The organism is Streptomyces sp. SID14436, assembly GCF_010548465.1.
In the GTDB taxonomy this organism is placed as follows: domain Bacteria; phylum Actinomycetota; class Actinomycetes; order Streptomycetales; family Streptomycetaceae; genus Streptomyces.
This window is the reverse complement of record NZ_JAAGMD010000873.1, coordinates 1-17,445: the sequence shown is the minus strand read 5'-3', so window position 1 is coordinate 17,445 and position 17,445 is coordinate 1. Positions and strand designations below refer to the sequence as shown.

Here is a 17,445-nt window from a genome sequence, read left to right as displayed (position 1 = left end):
CCCGCACGCCTGATGGCCCGGAGGGAATGCCCTCCGGGCTCTCGTCGTTCGGGGTGGCGAGAAGTTCAACGCTCAACTAAAATGGCCGCAACCGAGGAGGTACGCCATGCCCGCAGTGACCGTCGAGAACCCGTTGACGCTGCCCCGTGTGACCGTGCAGAACGATGCCGTGGCACGTCCCGTGCTCGCCGTCACGACCGCGCCGAGCGGTTTCGAGGGTGAGGGCTTCCCGGTCCGCCGGGCGTTCGCCGGGATCAACTACCGCCATCTCGACCCGTTCATCATGATGGACCAGATGGGTGAGGTGGAGTACGCGCCGGGCGAGCCCAAGGGCACCCCCTGGCACCCCCACCGCGGCTTCGAGACCGTGACCTACATCATCGACGGCGTCTTCGACCACCGGGACTCCAACGGGGGCGGCGGCACCATCACCAACGGCGACACCCAGTGGATGACGGCGGGCGCGGGCCTGCTGCACATCGAGGCGCCGCCGGAGCACCTGGTCGTCTCGGGCGGCCTCTTCCACGGCCTCCAGCTGTGGGTGAACCTCCCGGCCAAGGACAAGATGATGGCCCCGCGCTACCAGGACATCCGCGGCGGCAGCGTCCAGCTGCTGACCTCCCAGGACGGCGGCGCGCTGCTGCGGGTCATCGCGGGCGAGCTGGACGGCCACCAGGGCCCCGGCATCACGCACACCCCGATCACCATGATCCACGCCACGCTCGCCCCGGGCGCCGAGGTCACCCTGCCGTGGCGCGAGGACTTCAACGGCCTGGCGTACGTCATGGCGGGCAAGGGCGCGGTCGGCGCCGAGCGCCGTCCCGTCCACGTGGGCCAGACCGCCGTCTTCGGCACCGGCTCCTCGCTCACCGTCCGCGCGGACGAGCAGCAGGACTCGAACACCCCGGACCTGGAGGTCGTCCTCCTCGGCGGCCGCCCGATCCGCGAGCCCATGGCCCACTACGGCCCGTTCGTCATGAACACCCGCGAGGAGCTCCAGCAGGCCTTCGAGGACTTCCAGAAGGGCCGCCTCGGCACCATCCCGGCGGTCCACGGGATGAGCGAGGGCGGGCTGTAGGCCCCGGCCACCACCCTGTGCACGAGCCCCGTCCCCGCCGGACGGGGCTCGTGCGCGTGGGGCGCCATGCGACCCGCAGGGCGGGCGCGGGGGCCGGTGGCCCGTTCAGAGGCGGCCGGTGTCGTCGCTCCGTGGGCGGGTGGGGCGGGCGGCGCCGTTCGTGCCGGTGGTTCCGCCCGCGCCGGACGGGTCGCCGGTCTCGTACAGCTCGAACCAGATGGTCTTGCCCCGGCCCCGCGGGTCGACGCCCCAGCCGTCGGCCAGGAGCTCGATGAGGAGCAGGCCGCGGCCGGAGGAGGCCAGCTCGCCGGGGGAGCGGAGGTGGGGGAGGTCGTCGACGGTGTCGGTGACCTCGATGCGGACCCGGCGGCCCTCCCCGCCGCCGGTGACCTCCGCGACCATCAGGGCGTCGGCGTCGGTGTGCACCAGGACGTTGGTGAGGACCTCCGACAGCAGCAGCACCGCCGAGTCGAGCTGGTCCGGGGAGGACCAGTCGTGCAGCAGCTCGCGCAGTTGCTGCCGGGCGACCGAGACCTGTTCCGGTTCGGTCTGGGCCACCGTCAGCATCGTCCGGCGCACGGGGGGCCGTACGAGGTCCCGGTCGGCGCCGCAGCCGCATCCGTCGCCGGCGCGGCACAGCAGCAGCACGGCGATGTCGTCCTCGCGGCGGTCGGTGAGCGGGCCGGTCGTGTGGTGGGAGCGGGGGCCGTGCACGGCCTGGACCACGGCGTCGGCCAGTTCCTCCAGGTTGCCCCGGTGCTCCTCGAGGGCGGTCCGCAGGCGCTGCCAGCCGGTGTCCAGGTCGTGGCCGCCGGTCTCGATGAGGCCGTCGGTGCAGATCAGCAGGGTCTCGCCGGGTTCCAGGACGAGCCGCGTGATGGGGTAGTCGGCGTCCGGGTCGATGCCCAGGGGCAGGCCGCCCGCGGTGGGCCGGGACAGGACCGTCGCGTCGGCCATGCGGATCACCGGGTCGGGGTGCCCGGCGCGGGCGAACTCCAGGACGCCGGTGGCGGGGTCGACCTCCACGTACAGGCAGGTGGCGAAGCGCAGCTCGTCGGGGTCGCCGTCGCCTATCCCGTGCAGGAAGCGGGAGGCGCGGGCCAGGACGGCGTCGGGCGGGTGTCCCTCGGACGCGTAGGCGCGCAGGGCGATCCGCAGCTGGCCCATGAGGCCCGCGGCCCGCACGTCGTGTCCCTGCACGTCGCCGATGACGAGGGCGAACCGGTTCCCCCCGGGCAGCGGGATCATGTCGTACCAGTCGCCGCCGACCTGGAGTCCGCCGCCGGTGGGCACGTAGCGCGCGGCGACGCGCATGCCGGGGATGCGCTGCGGTCCCAGTCTGGGCAGCATCGACTGCTGGAGTCCGTCGGTCAGCGCCCGCTCGCTCTCGGCGGTGCCCGCGCGGGACAGCGCCTGGGCCAGCATCCGCGCCACCGTGGTCAGCACGGACCGTTCGTCGGGGGTGAAGGCGACCGGGTAGGTGAAGGCCGCCATCCACGTGCCCATGGTCCGGCCGGACACGGTCAGCGGCAGGAACGCCCAGGACCGGCGGCCGAAGCGCTGGGCGAGCGGCCAGGTCAGCGGATAGCGCTCCTTGTACTCCTCCGGGGACGACAGGTAGACCGCGCGGCCGGTGCGGAGGACCTCGGTGGCCGGGTAGTCGGTGTCCAGCGGCATGAAGGTGAACGGGTTGTCGTCGCCGGCCTCGTGACCGTGGTGACCGATGATCGTGAGCCGGTCGGCCTCGACGCCGAACACCGCGAGACCGTCCGGGGAGAAGCCCGGCATGGAGAGGTTCGCCGCGACCCGCAGCACCTCCTGCGTGGAGCGCGCCTCGGCCAGCGCCCTGCCCGCGTCCAGCAGGAACGCCTCGCGTGAGCGCCGCCAGTCGCCGGTGACCGCGTTGCGGCCGGCGGACGTGCCGGGGGCGGGGTCGGTGACCTCCTGGAGGGTGCCGGTCAGGACGTAGGCCTTGCGTTCGGGGTCGAAGGACGGCCGGAAGCGGCTGCGCACCACCCGCAGGACCTGTGCCTGTCCGTTCATCCGCCGCTGGTCGCCCATGATCCGGATGCGGACCTCGCCCAGGGTGCCCTCGGCGAGGGCGAGCCGGACCACCCCGGTGATCTCGTTCCAGTCGACGGGGTGCAGCCGGGCCCGCACCCTGGCCTCCGTGAGCTGTGCCTGCTCCGCGGGCAGACCGAGCAGCCGAGCCGCCACGGCGTCGACCGTGACCGTGCCCGCGGCGGTGTCCCAGTGCCAGCGGCCGGTGTCGAGAGCGGCGAGGACATCGCCCACGGACGGCAGGGGCTCACCAGTGCGCATTGCCCCACTTTAGGAAGATTCAGGCGAACGGTGCCACTGTTGTCGCACGCGTGCACGAGTGGTAATCGGGGGGAGCTGATCTTGGACCGGCCGGTAGGCTTGGGGGAGTTTCACGTGAAACAAAGCCCCGATCCGCGAAGACTGGATGAACGACGATGCATCGGTACAGGTCCCACACCTGCGGCGAGCTCCGCGCCTCTGACGTCGGCAGCGACGTCCGGCTGAGTGGCTGGCTGCACAATCGGCGCGACCTGGGCGGCATCCTCTTCATCGATCTGCGCGACCACTACGGCATCACGCAGCTCGTCGCCCGGCCGGGCACGGAGGCCTACGAGGCGCTGGACAAGCTGTCCAAGGAGACGGTCGTCCGGGTCGACGGCAAGGTCGTCTCCCGCGGCGCGGACAACGTCAACCCCGAGCTGCCGACCGGCGAGATCGAGGTCGAGGTCGGTGAGGTCGAGGTGCTGGGCGCCGCGGCCCCCCTGCCGTTCACCATCAACGCCGAGGACGGGGTCAACGAGGAGCGGCGCCTGGAGTACCGCTTCCTCGACCTGCGCCGCGAGCGCATGCACCGCAACATCCTGCTGCGGACCTCGGTCATCTCGGCCATCCGCCAGAAGATGACCGCCCTGGGCTTCAACGAGATGGCGACGCCGATCCTGAGCGCCACCTCCCCGGAGGGCGCCCGCGACTTCGTCGTCCCCTCCCGCCTGAACCCCGGCAAGTTCTACGCGCTGCCGCAGGCGCCGCAGCAGTTCAAGCAGCTGCTGATGATCTCCGGCTTCGACCGCTACTTCCAGATCGCGCCCTGCTTCCGCGACGAGGACGCCCGCGCCGACCGCTCGCCGGGCGAGTTCTACCAGCTCGACGTGGAGATGAGCTTCGTCGAGCAGGAGGACGTCTTCCAGCCCATCGAGAAGCTGATGACCGAGCTGTTCGAGGAGTTCGGCAACGGCCGTCACGTGACGTCCCCGTTCCCGCGGATCCCGTTCCGCGAGGCCATGCTGAAGTACGGCTCCGACAAGCCGGACCTGCGCGCCAAGCTGGAGCTCGTCGACATCACCGACGTCTTCGAGGGCTCGGAGTTCAAGGCGTTCGCCGGCAAGCACGTGCGCGCGCTGGCCGTGCCGGACGTCTCCGGCCAGCCCCGCAAGTTCTTCGACCAGCTCGGCGACTACGCGGTGTCTCAGGGCGCCAAGGGCCTGGCCTGGGTGCGCGTCGGTGAGGACGGCTCGCTGACCGGCCCGATCGCCAAGTTCCTCACCGAGGCGAACGTCGCGGAGCTGACCAAGCGGCTCGCCCTCGCCCCCGGCCACGCGGTGTTCTTCGGCGCCGGTGAGTTCGACGAGGTCTCGAAGATCATGGGCGCGGTCCGCGTGGAGGCCGCCAAGCGGGCCGGACAGTTCGAGGAGAACGTCTTCCGCTTCTGCTGGATCGTCGACTTCCCGATGTACGAGCGGGACGAGGACACCGGCAGGATCGACTTCTCGCACAACCCGTTCTCCATGCCGCAGGGCGGCATGGAGGCCCTGCAGACGCAGGACCCGCTGGACATCCTGGGCTGGCAGTACGACATCGTCTGCAACGGTGTCGAGCTGTCCTCCGGCGCGATCCGGAACCACGAGCCGGAGATCATGCTCAAGGCGTTCGAGATCGCGGGCTACGACCGGGAGACCGTCGAGGAACAGTTCGCCGGCATGCTCCGCGCGTTCCGCTTCGGCGCCCCGCCGCACGGCGGCATCGCCCCCGGCGTCGACCGCATCGTGATGCTCCTCGCCGACGAGCCCAACATCCGCGAGACCATCGCCTTCCCGCTCAACGGCAACGCCCAGGACCTGATGATGGGCGCCCCGACGGAGCTGGACGAGGCCCGGCTGAAGGAACTGCACCTCTCGGTGCGCAAGCCCCAGCCGAAGTAGCCGGCACCGGCCCGCCGGCCGTGCGAGGGGCCCGGAAGCGTTCACCGCTTCCGGGCCCCTTCGCCGTCGCCGCTGCGCCGCCGGCCTTATCCGGCCGGCTCCCGGCCGTCGAACAGGTCCTCGGCACGCTCCACCGTGCCGGAGCGGTCGAGCCAGTCGCCGAGGACGTCGAGATCGGTGCAGTCGGTGATGCGCCGGCGGACTTCGTCCGACACAGCAATACCCCGCACCTCCAGGACACGAAGGATGCCCCTGACCTCACCCCTGGCCTCGCCTTCGGCCTTCCCCTCCAGGTACTTCTCCTCGAACAGCGTCCCGTGCCCCGGGAAGTGGGTGACGACGTCCTGCATCAGCTTCCTCCAGTTCTTCCTGGCCGGAGTGGACTCCAGGCCGACTTCCACCACTTCGCCGATTCGGGTCAGGGTTTCAGAGGGAGGGACGACTGTTCGGCCGCGCGTGCGCGTCCTCGAGAGCGAAGAAGCGTTCCCAGTAGTCGCGCAGCCCGGCCCACAGTGTCTGTCGTGTAGCCGAGGACTGGAACTCCGGCGCGGTGATGGCGTCCCGGGGGAGGGAATCCGTTGGTGGTGAAGGAAAGGGGCACATGAAGTCCTGTCGGGCTTGGCGGGGCGCCGTGGGGGGTGCGGGCGGGGCGCCGGGCCCGCGTCCGCGGTTCATCCTGTTGCGCTGGTCTCCCCGGCGTACGGGGTCGTCGACACCCGGCCGGTCCGCTCCCTGCAGTCGCGGCAGCGGCCTGGGGTCGGGGCGCGGAAGGCGCGGTCGCAGCCGTCGCAGGTCTGGAGGGGCGGGCGGGGGCCGGGGGCCGGGGCGGCCGGGGGCTTGACCGGGGGCGGGGGCGGTAGCTGGGCGGTCAGGCGGTGGGCGAGGAGGGCGGCCGGGCGGGCCAGGGGCTCTCGCGGCAGGTTCGCGGTCAGGGCGTGGCGTACGGCGGTGGGGGTGAGGTCGCGTTCCAGCCAGGCGGCGACGCCGGGGGCGAGGTGCTCGGCGTCGGTTGCGGACAGGAGCAGGCGCGGGTCGTGGCGGCGCAGGCCGGAGAGGACGTCGACTGCCGTCCGGAGCAGGACGGGCCAGGGGCGCGACGGCTGCGGCACGGCGGGGAGCCGCTTGCGGGGCGCGGGCTCGTCGGGTTCCGTCCGCCGTGCGGGCCTGCTGCGGGCGGCCTGTTCCCGGGAGCCCCGGTGGCCCGGCCGGTTGCAGGACACCGTGCGGGTGACGATCCGGCCGGTGGAGGTGCGCTCGCGGGTGCGGCGCAGGTAGCCGTGCGTTTCCAGCTCCCGCAGGGCGGAGGCGATGCGGGTGGGGCCCTCGGGGAAGCGGGCGGCCAGCGTCTTGATGTCGACGGCGGTGCCCCGCCGCACGGACTGGATGTAGCAGGCCAGCCCGATGGCGAGCAGGGACAGCTCCTGGTGCTGGGCCAGGTCGTTGCCGATCACCGTGAAGTTCTCGGTGTGCCGGACGTGGTCGTGGACGACGCCGGCGGGCCGTCGGCCGTCGGGGTGCCCGCCGGGGTGCTTCTTGTCCCGGTTCCGGGACTGGGAGCGCGCGGGCGCGCTAGGGTTTTCGCTATCCATCGGGAAGCCTCTTTCTTCCTTGGTGGTCAGGCCCTCGCATCGGGAATTGCGCTCCCGGCGGGGGCCGTCACATGTCTGGAGTGGTGTGGTGCTGCTGGCGCTGAGCGTAAGGCAGGCAACCCGTCCCGAATCCAGCCCACTTGGGCATATTCACTCGCGGGAGTGAGTTTGCCCGGCGGGAGGGAGGGGTGGGGCTTGGTGGGGTGCTTTCTCCCTCGTGGGTGGTGCATAGGGATCGCAGGGAGGACCGGAGCGTGAGCGCTCACGCTCCGGTGACTGTGGTGCGGGGAGGGTGAGTTCGGCCCAGACCGTCGTGCGGGGTGGCAGGCTGTCGGTGACGCCCCAGCGGTCGGCGAGGGCGCGGGCACAGGCTCTTACCCCACAGGAGTTCATGATCCGCAAAGCCTTGGGCGGGGGCGCCCCCGAACCGGCGTGGTTCAGGAGCAGCTACAGCGATGGTCCCGAGGGCGACTCCTGGTCGAGGTCGCCACCACCCCCGGTACCGTCCACGTCCGTGATTCCAAGTGCCGGGACACCGGCCCCCGGCTCGCCGTCGCGCCGGAGGTGTGAGGAGCGTGGCGTACGCGTCCGGGAGCCGGCCCGGCGAGTGACGTGTCCTGCTAGCGCGCCACGAACTGGGTGAGGATGGCCTGCACCTCGTAGATGTCGACGCCCTTGGTGAAGGTCTTCTCGATCGGGGCCTGGTGGCCGGAGATCCAGATCTTCAGTTCGGCGTCGAGGTCGAAGGTCCCGGCGGTCTCCACCGCGAAGTGGGTGATGCTGCGGTACGGCACCGAGTGGTACTCGACCTTCTTGCCGGTGATGCCCTGCTTGTCGATCAGGATCAACCGGCGGTCGGTGAACAGGATGGTGTCGCGGATCAGCAGGAACGCGGCGTGCACCTGCTCGCCGTGGCCCAGCAGACGGGCGTAGTCCTGCTGCGCCTGCGCGGGATTGACGGTGTGCGCGTTGCCGAACAGTGCCATGGAGGCCCCCCGGGAAGTGGTCGGCGGCCGGACGGCCGCTGTCCCGTCGATCCTCGCAAACGCGCGGGGCCCGGGAGAAGGATGTCGTCCTCCCGGGCCCCGGCTGTGGCGCGCGTGTTACGCGGTCGGCTTCTCCTCCAGGCGGGGGAAGAGCACCGCGCCCTTGGTGACCGTGGAGCCGGCGGGCAGCAGGCCCCAGGTGCCGGACTCCTGGACCTTCTGGTCCGCGAGCGCGCCGAGGCCCGCCTCCGCGCCGAGGGAGTCCCACAGCTTCTGGGACGTCTCCGGCATGACCGGGTTCAGCAGGACCGCCACCGCGCGCAGCGACTCCGCCGCCGTGTACAGGATCGTCGCCAGGCGGGCCCTGCCCTCGGGCGAGTCGTCCTTGGCGACCTTCCAGGGCTCCTGCTCCGTGATGTAGCCGTTGACCTGCTTCACGAAGTCGAAGACGGCGAGGATGCCGCTCTGGAAGTCCAGCTCGTCGCCGATGCTCCGGTCGGCCCGTGCGACCGCGTCGGCGAGGCCGTCGTGGATCGCCTTCTCGGCCTCACCGGACGCCGTCGCCTCCGGCAGCTTGCCGCCGAAGTACTTGCCGACCATGGCCGCCACGCGGGACGCCAGGTTGCCGTAGTCGTTGGCCAGCTCGCTGGTGTAGCGGGCGGAGAAGTCCTCCCAGGAGAAGGAGCCGTCCTGGCCGAAGGCGATGGCCCGCAGGAAGTACCAGCGGTACGCGTCCACGCCGAAGTGCGACGTCAGGTCCTGCGGCTTGATGCCGGTCAGGTTCGACTTGCTCATCTTCTCGCCGCCGACCATCAGCCAGCCGTTCGCGGCGACCTTCCCGGGCAGCGGCAGGCCCTGCGCCATCAGCATGGCCGGCCAGATCACCGCGTGGAAGCGCAGGATGTCCTTGCCGACCAGGTGGACGTCGGCGGGGAACGTCGACCCGAACTTCTCCGGGTTCTCGTTGTAGCCGACCGCCGTCGCGTAGTTCAGCAGCGCGTCGATCCACACGTAGATGACGTGCTTGTCGTCCCACGGGACCGGCACGCCCCAGTCGAACGTGGAGCGGGAGATCGACAGGTCCTGCAGGCCCTGGCGGACGAAGTTCACGACCTCGTTGCGCGCGGACTCCGGCTGGATGAAGCCCGGGTTGGCCTCGTAGTGGGCGAGCAGCTTCTCGCCGTACTCGCTCAGCTTGAAGAAGTAGTTCTCCTCCTTCAGCATCTCCACGGGCTTCTTGTGGACCGCGCAGATCTTCAGGCCCGCGTACTCGCCCTCGCCGTCCAGCAGCTGGTCGGGCGACTTGTACTCCTCGCAGCCCACGCAGTACGGGCCCTCGTAGCCGCCCTTGTAGATCTCGCCCCGGTCGTACAGGTCCTGCACGAACTCCTGGACGCGGTCGGTGTGCCGCTTCTGCGTGGTGCGGATGAAGTCGTCGTTCGCGATGTCGAGGTGCTCCCACAGGGGCTGCCACGACTCGGTGACCAGCTTGTCGGCCCAGGCCTGCGGGGTGACCCCGTTCGCCTCGGCCGTGCGCATGATCTTCTGACCGTGCTCGTCCGTGCCGGTGAGGTACCACACCTTCTCACCGCGCTGGCGGTGCCAGCGGGTGAGCACGTCGCCTGCGACGGTCGTATAGGCGTGGCCCAGGTGAGGAGCGTCGTTGACGTAGTAGATGGGGGTCGTGACGTAGTACGTCTTCGCCCCCTGCTTCTCTGATCCAGTGGCCGCCATGGTCGAAATCCTACTGGGCGCCCGGTGATCGACTCACACGCGTTTCGGGGGGGCGGACGGACGGGCACGTGGCCCTTTCCCGTCCACCCCCCGAAGGGTGTGTGTCCCGCGACTGTCCCGTGGCCTCCGGCGGGCCTACGGGCGCCAGGACGCGAGCACGCCCTCGTACAGCTCCTGGTCGGTGAGCTCCCTCGGCGTCGCCCCCGCCAGGAAGTGCGCCGTGTTCGGCGTCTTCAGCTTGCGGAGGTAGTCGAACGCCTTGTTCTCCGGGTCACCGAAGGCGACGAAGGAGAAGAAGACCGCGGGGTGGGACGTGGCGGCCGCGGTGAGGGCCTGGGTCGCCGGGGTCTTCGCGTCCGGGGCGCCGTCCGTCTGGAACACCACCAGCGCGGGGGTGTCCGGGCCGGGGCCCGACTGGTCGTGCAGGGCGAGGACCTCTTCGACGGCCGCGTGGTAGCTGGTGCGGCCCATCCGGCCGAGGGACGCGTGCAGCGTGTCGATCCGGTCCTCGAAGTCACCGAGGGTGAGGTCGCCGGTGCCGTCCAGCTCGGTCGAGAAGAAGACGACCTTCACCGTGGCCTCGGGGTCGAGGTGGGCGGCGAGGGCCAGCGTCTGCTCGGCGAGGGCCTGGGCGGAGCCGTCCTTGTAGTACGGGCGCATGGACGCGGAGCGGTCCAGGACGAGGTACACCTTGGCGCGGGTGCCGGTGAGGTGGTGCTTCTCGAGGGCGGAGGCGGCGGCGGTGTGGGCGGTGGTGAGGGCGGGGGGGATGGTTGTGGGGGTGGAGGTGGAGGTGGAGGTGGTGGGGGGCGTCTCGGCCTCGGCTGCGCCTTCGGCCTCGGTGGTGTTCCCACCCGCACCACCCGTGCGGCTCTCGTTGCCGGGTGCGGGTGGCCCCTGCGGGGCGTTCTCGCCGTCGGCGGGTGCGGGGGTGGGGGTGGACGGGGCCGTGTCTGCCTTGGCCTTCGGCTGCGCCTTGGCCTTCGGCTGCGCGGCGGCTGCCTTGGGCTCGGCGTCCGGCTTCGCGTCCGGCTTCGCCTTCGGCTCGGGGGCCGGCTTGGCCTTGGCGGCCGCCTTGGGCTCGGTGTCGGCCTCCGGCTTTGCGTCCGCCTTGGGCTCGGGGGCCGGCTCGGGCTTCGTGTCCGCCTTGGGCTCGGCGGCCGGCTCGGGCTGTGCGTCCGCCTTCGGCTTCGCCTCGGGCTTCGCGGCTTCCCCGGCCTCGGGCTCCGCGTTCGGGTCGGCCTTGGCCTCGGCCTCGGCCGACTTCGGGCTCGCCTCGACCTTCGTTGCCTCGGCCTCCGCGCCTGCCTCGGCCTGCGCGGCGGTGTCCTCGGTGTCCTCGGCGGACTGCGGTGCCTCTGCCTCCGGCTCGGGCTCCGGCTCGGCCTTCTCGGCCTTCGCCTCCGGCGTCGCCTCGGGCTCCGGGGTGGCGGCGGGCGTCGGTTCGACCTTCGCCCCGGCGTCTTCGACCTGCGCCCCGGCCTCCTCGGCCTTCGCACCGGCGTCTTCGGCCTCCTGCGCCTTCGCCTCGGGCTGCTCGGCGGGCTTCGCCTGCTCTTCCTCGGCGGGCGCCGAGGTGTCGGCCTCGGACGTGGGTGCGGCGGCCGGCTCGGCCGGTGTGGTCGTGGTGTCGCTCGAACGGGTGGGGTGCGGGACCTCCACCTTGTCGAACGCCGCCGAGACGAGATCGTGCTCGTTCCGCGGCTCCGGGACCGAGGCCGTGGCCGTCGGTTCCTCGGCCGGCGTGCCGGCCGGCTCGGCGGGCGTCGGGGTGGACGCCTCGGGGGCCGGTTCGGGGGACGGAGAGGGGAGCGTGGGCTCCGGGGAGGCCGAGGTGGGCTGCGGCTCGTCGGCCTGCGCCGCACCCTCCGCCTCGGCGGTCGTTGCTTTACGTGACCGGCCGAACGCGTTCCGCAAGAGAGTGAGAATGCCCATGTGCGCAACCCTTCGCGTGAGTTGATGCCCGTCAATCCCTGGCCAGGACGGACACGTAAGGTTAGCGGCCCGCACAGGTGATCTTGGGCAGGGTCGGGATGTCCGGCCGCCGCCCTGTCAAGGGGGACTTCCGGCCCGCCCGGCCGCGGTCGTCGCCCCGCGGCCAACTCCCCGAAGGCCGCCACGGGTTCACGTGCCGTTCATCCGGTCGCCCGGCTGCCGCACCCCTGCGCTCCTAGCGTCGCGCTGACGCCACGGGCACCCAAGGAGAGCAAAGTGCGCAAGCTGCTGCCGTTGATCGGAACGCCGTCCGGTTCGCACCCTGGCGGCCGGTCCGCCCTGACCTGTCGCTTCCGGTGTGGTGACGCCTGTTTCCACGAGGTGCCCAACACCAGTTCCAACGAGTACGTCGGCGACGTCATCGCCGGCGCCCTCAGCCGGCGTTCGGTGATGCGGGCCGCCGCCGTGGTGACCGTCGCCGCGGCCGGTGCCGGTGCGGCCGGTGTCGCGACCGCGCCCGAGGCGCAGGCGGCGCCGGTGGCCGGACGCGGCAAGCCCCACCACCCCAAGGCGAAGGGCGCCCGCGGGCTGCGGTTCACGCCCGTCGCCCCGAACACCGCCGACGCGGTCACCGTGCCGGAGGGCTACCGGCAGAACGTGGTCATCCGGTGGGGTGAGCCGATCCTGCGCGGGGCCCCCGCCTTCGATCCGGAGCGGCAGAGCGCGACGGCGCAGGCCGGGCAGTTCGGCTACAACTGCGACTTCCTCGCTCTGCTGCCGCTGAAGGGCGAGCACGGCCGTCAGCTGCTCGTGGCGAACCACGAGTACACCGACGAGGTGCTCATGTTCCGCGGCTACGACCCGGACCGCCCCACCCGTGAGCAGGTCGAGATCGCCTGGGCCGCGCACGGGCTGGCGGTGGTGGCGGTGGAGGACGACCGCCGGACCGGCAGGCTGACCCCGGTCACGCGCCACCGGCTCAACCGCCGGCTCACCGCCACGTCCGAGTTCCGGCTCACCGGTCCGGCCGCCGGGTCGGACCTGGTACGGACGACGGCCGACCCGACCGGCACCAGGGTGCTCGGCACGCTCAACAACTGCGCGGGCGGCACCACCCCCTGGGGCACGACTCTGCACGGCGAGGAGAACTTCAACCAGTACTTCGCCCACGGCAGCCGCGCCACCGACAAGCGGTACGGCATCGGCAGCGGGGAGACCGAGCGGAAGTGGGAGCGGTTCGACCGGCGCTTCGACCTGGCGCAGGAGCCGAACGAGGTGCACCGGTTCGGCTGGGTCGTCGAACTCGACCCGTACGACCCGACGTCGACGCCCCGCAAGCGCACCGCGCTCGGGCGGTTCAAGCACGAGGCGGCGACCGTGCGGATGACCCACGACGGACGGCCGGTCGTCTACTCGGGGGACGACGAGCGCTTCGACTACTTCTACAAGTTCGTCGGCAGCAAGCGGATGCGGCACGGCACCAGCCGCGCGGCCCGCGAGCACAACCTCACGCTGCTCGACGAGGGCACGCTGTACGTGGCGCGGCTGACCGGTGACTCGCCCGCCGTCGAGGTCGACGGGACGGGCCGGCTGCCCCGGGACGGCGAGTTCGACGGCAGCGGCGCGTGGATCCCGCTGGCCACCGCCACAGCCGACGGCGCCGTCTCGCACGTGGAGGGCATGAGCGCGGACGAGGTGTTCGTCTTCACCCGCCTCGCCGGGGACAAGGTGGGCGCCACCAAGATGGACCGGCCGGAGGACATCGAGCCGAACCCGGTCACCGGCAAGGTGTACGTCGCCCTCACCAACAACTCCAACCGCGGGGTCGGCTCCAACCCGGGGGCGGACGAGGCGAATCCGCGGCGGGCCAACAAGCACGGGCACGTCCTGGAGCTGACCGAGCACCGCAACCGGCCGGAGAGCACCCGGTTCGCCTGGTCGCTGTTCCTCGTGGCGGGCGACCCGGAGGACCCGGCGACGTACTTCGCGGGCTTCCCGAAGGACGCCGTCAGCCCGATCTCCTGCCCGGACAACGTGGCCTTCGACGATCATGGCAACCTGTGGATCTCCACCGACGGCAGCGCCCTCGGCTCGCACGACGGCCTCTTCGGCGTCGCCACGCGCGGCAGCCGGCGCGGTGAGCTGAAGCAGTTCCTGACGGTGCCGAGGGGGGCGGAGACCTGCGGCCCGGTCATCCAGGACCGGCGGGTGCTGGTCGCGGTGCAGCACCCGGGCGAGGTCGACGGGGCGACGGTGGAGAACCCCGGCAGCACCTGGCCCGACGGCCCCGGCACCTACGTCCGGCCGGCGGTGGTCGCGGTGTGGCGCGCCGACGGGCGGGACATCGGGGTCTGAGGCCGTCCTCCGGGGCGTCCCCCGTCCGGCGACGGGAAGGGGGCCGGGGCGCGCGCGTGCCCCGGCCCTCCGGCATGTTCCCGGCCCGCCCGCCGGGGTACGCGGTCGTCACGGGAGGGCTGGGACGAGTGCCCCCGACCCACTGCGTTCCAGCCACTCCCGGTACGCCGGGGCCTGCCGGGCGACCTCCCCGTAGGCCTCCGCGAGATCGGGGTAGACGCCCTCCAGTTCCGTGTCGGTCCGGGCCGCCAGCAGCAGCCGTACGCCGAGCGGGTCGCCGTGCAGCCGGCGGACGGCCGTCTCGGCGCGGGAGGGCGAGGTCGGCTGGACCACGGTGACGACCTCGCCGGTGGCGACCAGGGACGCGGCGGTGTGGTAGTCCCCGTGCAGGATGCGCGGGTCGAGTCCCTCGGCGCGCAGGACCCGGCGCACCGCGTCCCACTCGCCGTCGACGGTGGGGTCGATCATCCAGCGGTCGTGGGCCAGGTCGGCGAGGCGTACGACCGGCTTCGCCGCGGCCGGGTGGTCGGCCGGCAGGCAGACGAACTGCGGTTCCCGCTGGAGCAGTACGCGGACCCGGAGTCCTTCGGGGACGCGCAGCGGGCTGCCCTCGACCTCGTGCACGAAGGCGACGTCGAGGTGGCCGTCGGCCACCATGCGCAGGAGGGCGTTGGCGGAGACGTCCATGTGCAGGGTGGGTTCCTGCCAGTGCCGGCGGAGCCGGCGCAGCCAGCCCGCGAGAGCCCGGCTGGCCGTGGAGCCGATGCGCAGCTGGCGTCCGCCGACGGCGGCGGCGCGGGCCTCGCTGACGAGGGAGCGCAATTCGGCCACCAGGGGGCGGGCACGGCTGAGCACCAGCCGGCCCAGCGGTGTGGGGCGGCAGCCGGTGCGGGCCCGGACGAACAGGGCACCGCCCAGCTCGTGTTCGATGCGCCGCAGCTGCGTGCTCAACGAGGGCTGTGCCACTCCCAGTTGGCGTGCCGCGCGGTGCAGGCTGCCGGTGTCGGCGATGGCGCACAGCGCCCTGAGGTGCCTGACCTCAAGCTCCATGTCCTGGGAGGGTAAGGCGGAAGTTCAGCTTTCACCAGACATACAAATGCCGACCGATCAGGACCATCGGGCCTTCACGGCGCGAGGCGCCGGCCCGGATCGGGAGGGGTCCCGGCCGGGGCCGCCGGGCAGGGCGGGGCAGGTGGGGACGGAGGGGGATAGGGCGGCCCTATCGGCGGTTGCCATCATCACAACGGCCGTACGGGCACGGACACTCACGATGTCTGACTCATCCCCCCACCTCGAGGAGTCATCGATGCGCATGCGCATGCCCCTGTCCGTTCTCACCGCCGCCGGACTGAGCCTGGCGACCCTCGGTCTCGGCACCGCCGGCCCGGCCTCGGCGACCCCCACCGCCGAGGGCGCGCCGGTCGTCGCCTACGACGGGACGCCGTCGGCCGGCTCCCCCGCCGACGCGAAGGCCGAGGCCGCGGCCAACCGCGCGTTCTTCGAGGCCGTTCTGCGGTCCGTGGCCGAGAAGCGGGCGGCGAACCCGAAGAGCACGGCGGCCGTCACGGTGGTCTACAACGCCTCCGGAGCGCCCTCGTTCGCCACGCAGATAGCCCGCAGCACCCAGATCTGGAACAGCTCGGTGTCGAACGTCAGACTCCAGGCCGGTTCCTCGGGCGCGGACTTCACCTACCGGGAGGGCAACGACCCGCGCGGCTCGTACGCGTCCACGGACGGCCACGGCCGCGGCTACATCTTCCTGGACTACCGGCAGAACCAGACCTACGACTCCACGCGCGTGACCGCGCACGAAACCGGCCACGTGCTCGGCCTGCCGGACCACTACTCGGGCCCGTGCAGCGAGCTGATGTCCGGCGGCGGCCCCGGCCCGTCCTGCACCAACGCCTACCCCAACTCGGCGGAGCGGTCCCGCGTGAACCAGCTGTGGGCCAACGGCTTCGCCGCCGCGATGGACAAGGCACTGGAGAAGTCCGCCCGCTGACCGGGCGGCGGGCCGCGCCGCGCGGTCCGGCCGGTGTGCGCGGGCCGCCCCCTGCGGGGGGCGGCCCGCGCCGCTGTCACCGGCCCTCGTGCAGCGTGAGGTCGGCGACCAGGGCGCGGTGGTCGGTGCGGGCCAGGTCCAGGAAGCGCACCCGGTGCGCGGTGAACTGCCCGGAGACCAGCACGTGGTCGATCTGGGCGCCGAACGCGGGCATGGTCCGGGCCGGCCAGGTCGGGGTCCGGTCGGCGCCGGTGAGCCGGGCGGCGTCGCGCAGGCCCGTGTCGAGGATGCGGCGGAAGGCGGCGTGGTCCTGGGAGGCGTTGAAGTCCCCGGCGAACACGGCCGGTGTCGTCCGGTCGCGGGCGGCGGCCTCCCTCAGCCGCCCGAGTTCCCGCTGCCACAGGGCGGTCTGGCCGGGCAGCGGCGGCATCGGGTGGGCGAGCTGCAGCCGCACCGGCCGTCCGCCGACGTCGGCGACCGCGGCGGGCATGCCCATCGTGCCGGGCACGGGGTCGGCGTCCCGCAAGGGGTGGCGGCTGAGGATGACGGAGCCCTCGGAGCCGCCGCCGGACACGGCCACGCGGTGCGGGAGGGTGTCCGCGAGCTCCTGCCGCAGGGCCGCCTCGCAGCCGGGGTCGCACTCCTGGACGAAGACGAGGTCCGGCTTCTCCCGGCGCACCGCCCCGATCAGCGGGCCGGTCCCCCGGCCGAACTCCACGTTCGAGGTCAGCACCCGCAGGGAGGCGACGGGCCGGCCGGCGGGCTCGGTGCTCTTTCCGTACGGTTCGATGAACCAGGCCAGCAGCCCGAGCAGGACGACGCCCCACACCAGCCCGGTCCGCCACCGGGCGAGCAGGGCGAACAGCAGGCCGGCCCCGGTGGGCACGAGCAGCCACGGCAGGAAGGCGAGAAGCTGCGTCACGGGCGTGGGGCCGTCGGTGTCGGCGGCCCGGCAGCCGACGACCGCGCTCACCCCGGCGAACAGCAGCGCCGCACCCACGGTGCGCAGGCGCCGCCCGCCGCTCCGGCGGCCGGCCCGCTCCTCGTCGGCCGTCCACTCGGCAGTCGCAGTGTCCAACGTCCCGGCCTCCCGCTCGCGCTGGCGATGCCCGAATCCTCCCTCATGGACGAGGAAGCGCTCACGGAGGTTGCCGCACGGGGCCGGAAGCGGACGGGCCGGGCGGCTGTGCCGGTACCGGGGGGACCGGGGGGCCGGGGGGTTGTGGTGCGGCGGCGCGGGCCGGGGAGGCGTTGGCGGTGGCCGGTGAGCCGGACAGCGGGGCGATGCCCGGGCCGAGGGTGGGCAGCAGCGAGGACGCCGTGGGCGGGCCGGGATGAGGGTGTCGTGCGGGCCGGCGGGGGTGGTCGTCTGCGGGCGGTGGCTCACACGCGTGTGCGGGGCGGCGGGGCGGGCGGGGCCGTGGTGCCCCCGGGATCGGGGGTGCCGGGGGCCGGGGTGCGGTGGCGCGGGCCGGGGAGGCAGTGGCGGGTCAGCAGGGACAGCAGGGCGACGCCCGGACCGAGG

At 72.6% G+C, this 17,445-nt stretch carries 12 protein-coding genes and 1 pseudogene; 5 read left to right on the top strand and 8 right to left on the bottom strand.

Annotated elements, in window-relative coordinates:
- The first annotated feature begins 106 nt into the window (after positions 1-106).
- Positions 107-1,078 (top strand): pirin family protein, encoded by a 972-nt coding sequence (locus G3I53_RS32075; RefSeq protein WP_164334621.1) that lies wholly within the window; start codon positions 107-109, stop codon positions 1,076-1,078.
- Between the two features lie 105 nt (positions 1,079-1,183).
- Here G3I53_RS32075 and G3I53_RS32070 read toward each other — a convergent pair whose 3' ends face one another.
- A complete protein-coding gene (locus G3I53_RS32070; protein WP_164334622.1) occupies positions 1,184-3,400 on the bottom strand; it encodes a SpoIIE family protein phosphatase in 2,217 nt (738 codons plus the stop codon).
- A 155-nt stretch (positions 3,401-3,555) separates the two neighbouring features.
- On the opposite strand from G3I53_RS32070, the gene aspS reads away from it, so the two are divergent.
- Positions 3,556-5,319 carry an aspartate--tRNA ligase gene (aspS, locus tag G3I53_RS32065; RefSeq protein WP_164334623.1) on the top strand — a complete coding sequence of 588 codons (1,764 nt, stop codon included), beginning with the start codon at positions 3,556-3,558 and terminating at the stop codon, positions 5,317-5,319.
- An 86-nt stretch (positions 5,320-5,405) separates the two neighbouring features.
- Here the strand turns inward: aspS and G3I53_RS32060 are convergent, their stop codons facing one another.
- Together G3I53_RS32060 and G3I53_RS32055 are read right to left on the bottom strand one after the other, a co-directional pair.
- A complete protein-coding gene (locus tag G3I53_RS32060) occupies positions 5,406-5,723 on the bottom strand; it encodes a hypothetical protein (protein ID WP_239064214.1) in 318 nt (105 codons plus the stop codon).
- Positions 5,724-5,990: 267 nt separating this feature from the next.
- Complete coding sequence (locus G3I53_RS32055) at positions 5,991-6,908, bottom strand: helix-turn-helix domain-containing protein (protein WP_164439027.1); 918 nt, start codon at positions 6,906-6,908, stop codon at positions 5,991-5,993.
- A gap of 391 nt (positions 6,909-7,299) precedes the next feature.
- Between G3I53_RS32055 and G3I53_RS32050 the strand changes: the two are divergent.
- Positions 7,300-7,478 (top strand): annotated as a pseudogene (locus G3I53_RS32050) (DUF397 domain-containing protein).
- 50 nt (positions 7,479-7,528) lie between these two features.
- On the opposite strand, the gene G3I53_RS32045 reads toward G3I53_RS32050, so the two are convergent.
- From G3I53_RS32045 to G3I53_RS32035, 3 genes are all read right to left on the bottom strand, one after another.
- Complete coding sequence (locus G3I53_RS32045) at positions 7,529-7,894, bottom strand: PH domain-containing protein (protein ID WP_164338597.1); 366 nt, start codon at positions 7,892-7,894, stop codon at positions 7,529-7,531.
- 117 nt (positions 7,895-8,011) lie between these two features.
- Positions 8,012-9,628 carry a methionine--tRNA ligase gene (metG, locus tag G3I53_RS32040; protein WP_164338598.1) on the bottom strand — a complete coding sequence of 539 codons (1,617 nt, stop codon included), beginning with the start codon at positions 9,626-9,628 and terminating at the stop codon, positions 8,012-8,014.
- 135 nt (positions 9,629-9,763) lie between these two features.
- A complete protein-coding gene (locus G3I53_RS32035) occupies positions 9,764-11,563 on the bottom strand; it encodes a VWA domain-containing protein (protein ID WP_164338599.1) in 1,800 nt (599 codons plus the stop codon).
- Positions 11,564-11,839: 276 nt separating this feature from the next.
- On the opposite strand from G3I53_RS32035, the gene G3I53_RS32030 reads away from it, so the two are divergent.
- Positions 11,840-13,918, top strand: coding sequence for a PhoX family protein (locus tag G3I53_RS32030; RefSeq protein ID WP_164439026.1), 2,079 nt, complete (start codon positions 11,840-11,842; stop codon positions 13,916-13,918).
- Positions 13,919-14,026: 108 nt separating this feature from the next.
- On the opposite strand, the gene G3I53_RS32025 is transcribed toward G3I53_RS32030, so the two are convergent.
- Positions 14,027-14,968 carry a LysR family transcriptional regulator gene (locus G3I53_RS32025; RefSeq protein WP_164333713.1) on the bottom strand — a complete coding sequence of 314 codons (942 nt, stop codon included), beginning with the start codon at positions 14,966-14,968 and terminating at the stop codon, positions 14,027-14,029.
- Positions 14,969-15,224: 256 nt separating this feature from the next.
- Between G3I53_RS32025 and snpA the strand changes: the two genes are divergently transcribed.
- The gene (gene snpA, locus G3I53_RS32020) at positions 15,225-15,920 is read left to right on the top strand and encodes a snapalysin (protein ID WP_164333712.1); all 696 of its coding nucleotides are present in this window, start codon (positions 15,225-15,227) and stop codon (positions 15,918-15,920) included.
- A 76-nt stretch (positions 15,921-15,996) separates the two neighbouring features.
- Here the strand turns inward: snpA and G3I53_RS32015 are convergent, their stop codons facing one another.
- Complete coding sequence (locus tag G3I53_RS32015) at positions 15,997-16,998, bottom strand: endonuclease/exonuclease/phosphatase family protein (protein WP_164439025.1); 1,002 nt, start codon at positions 16,996-16,998, stop codon at positions 15,997-15,999.
- Between the last annotated feature and the right edge of the window lie 447 nt (positions 16,999-17,445).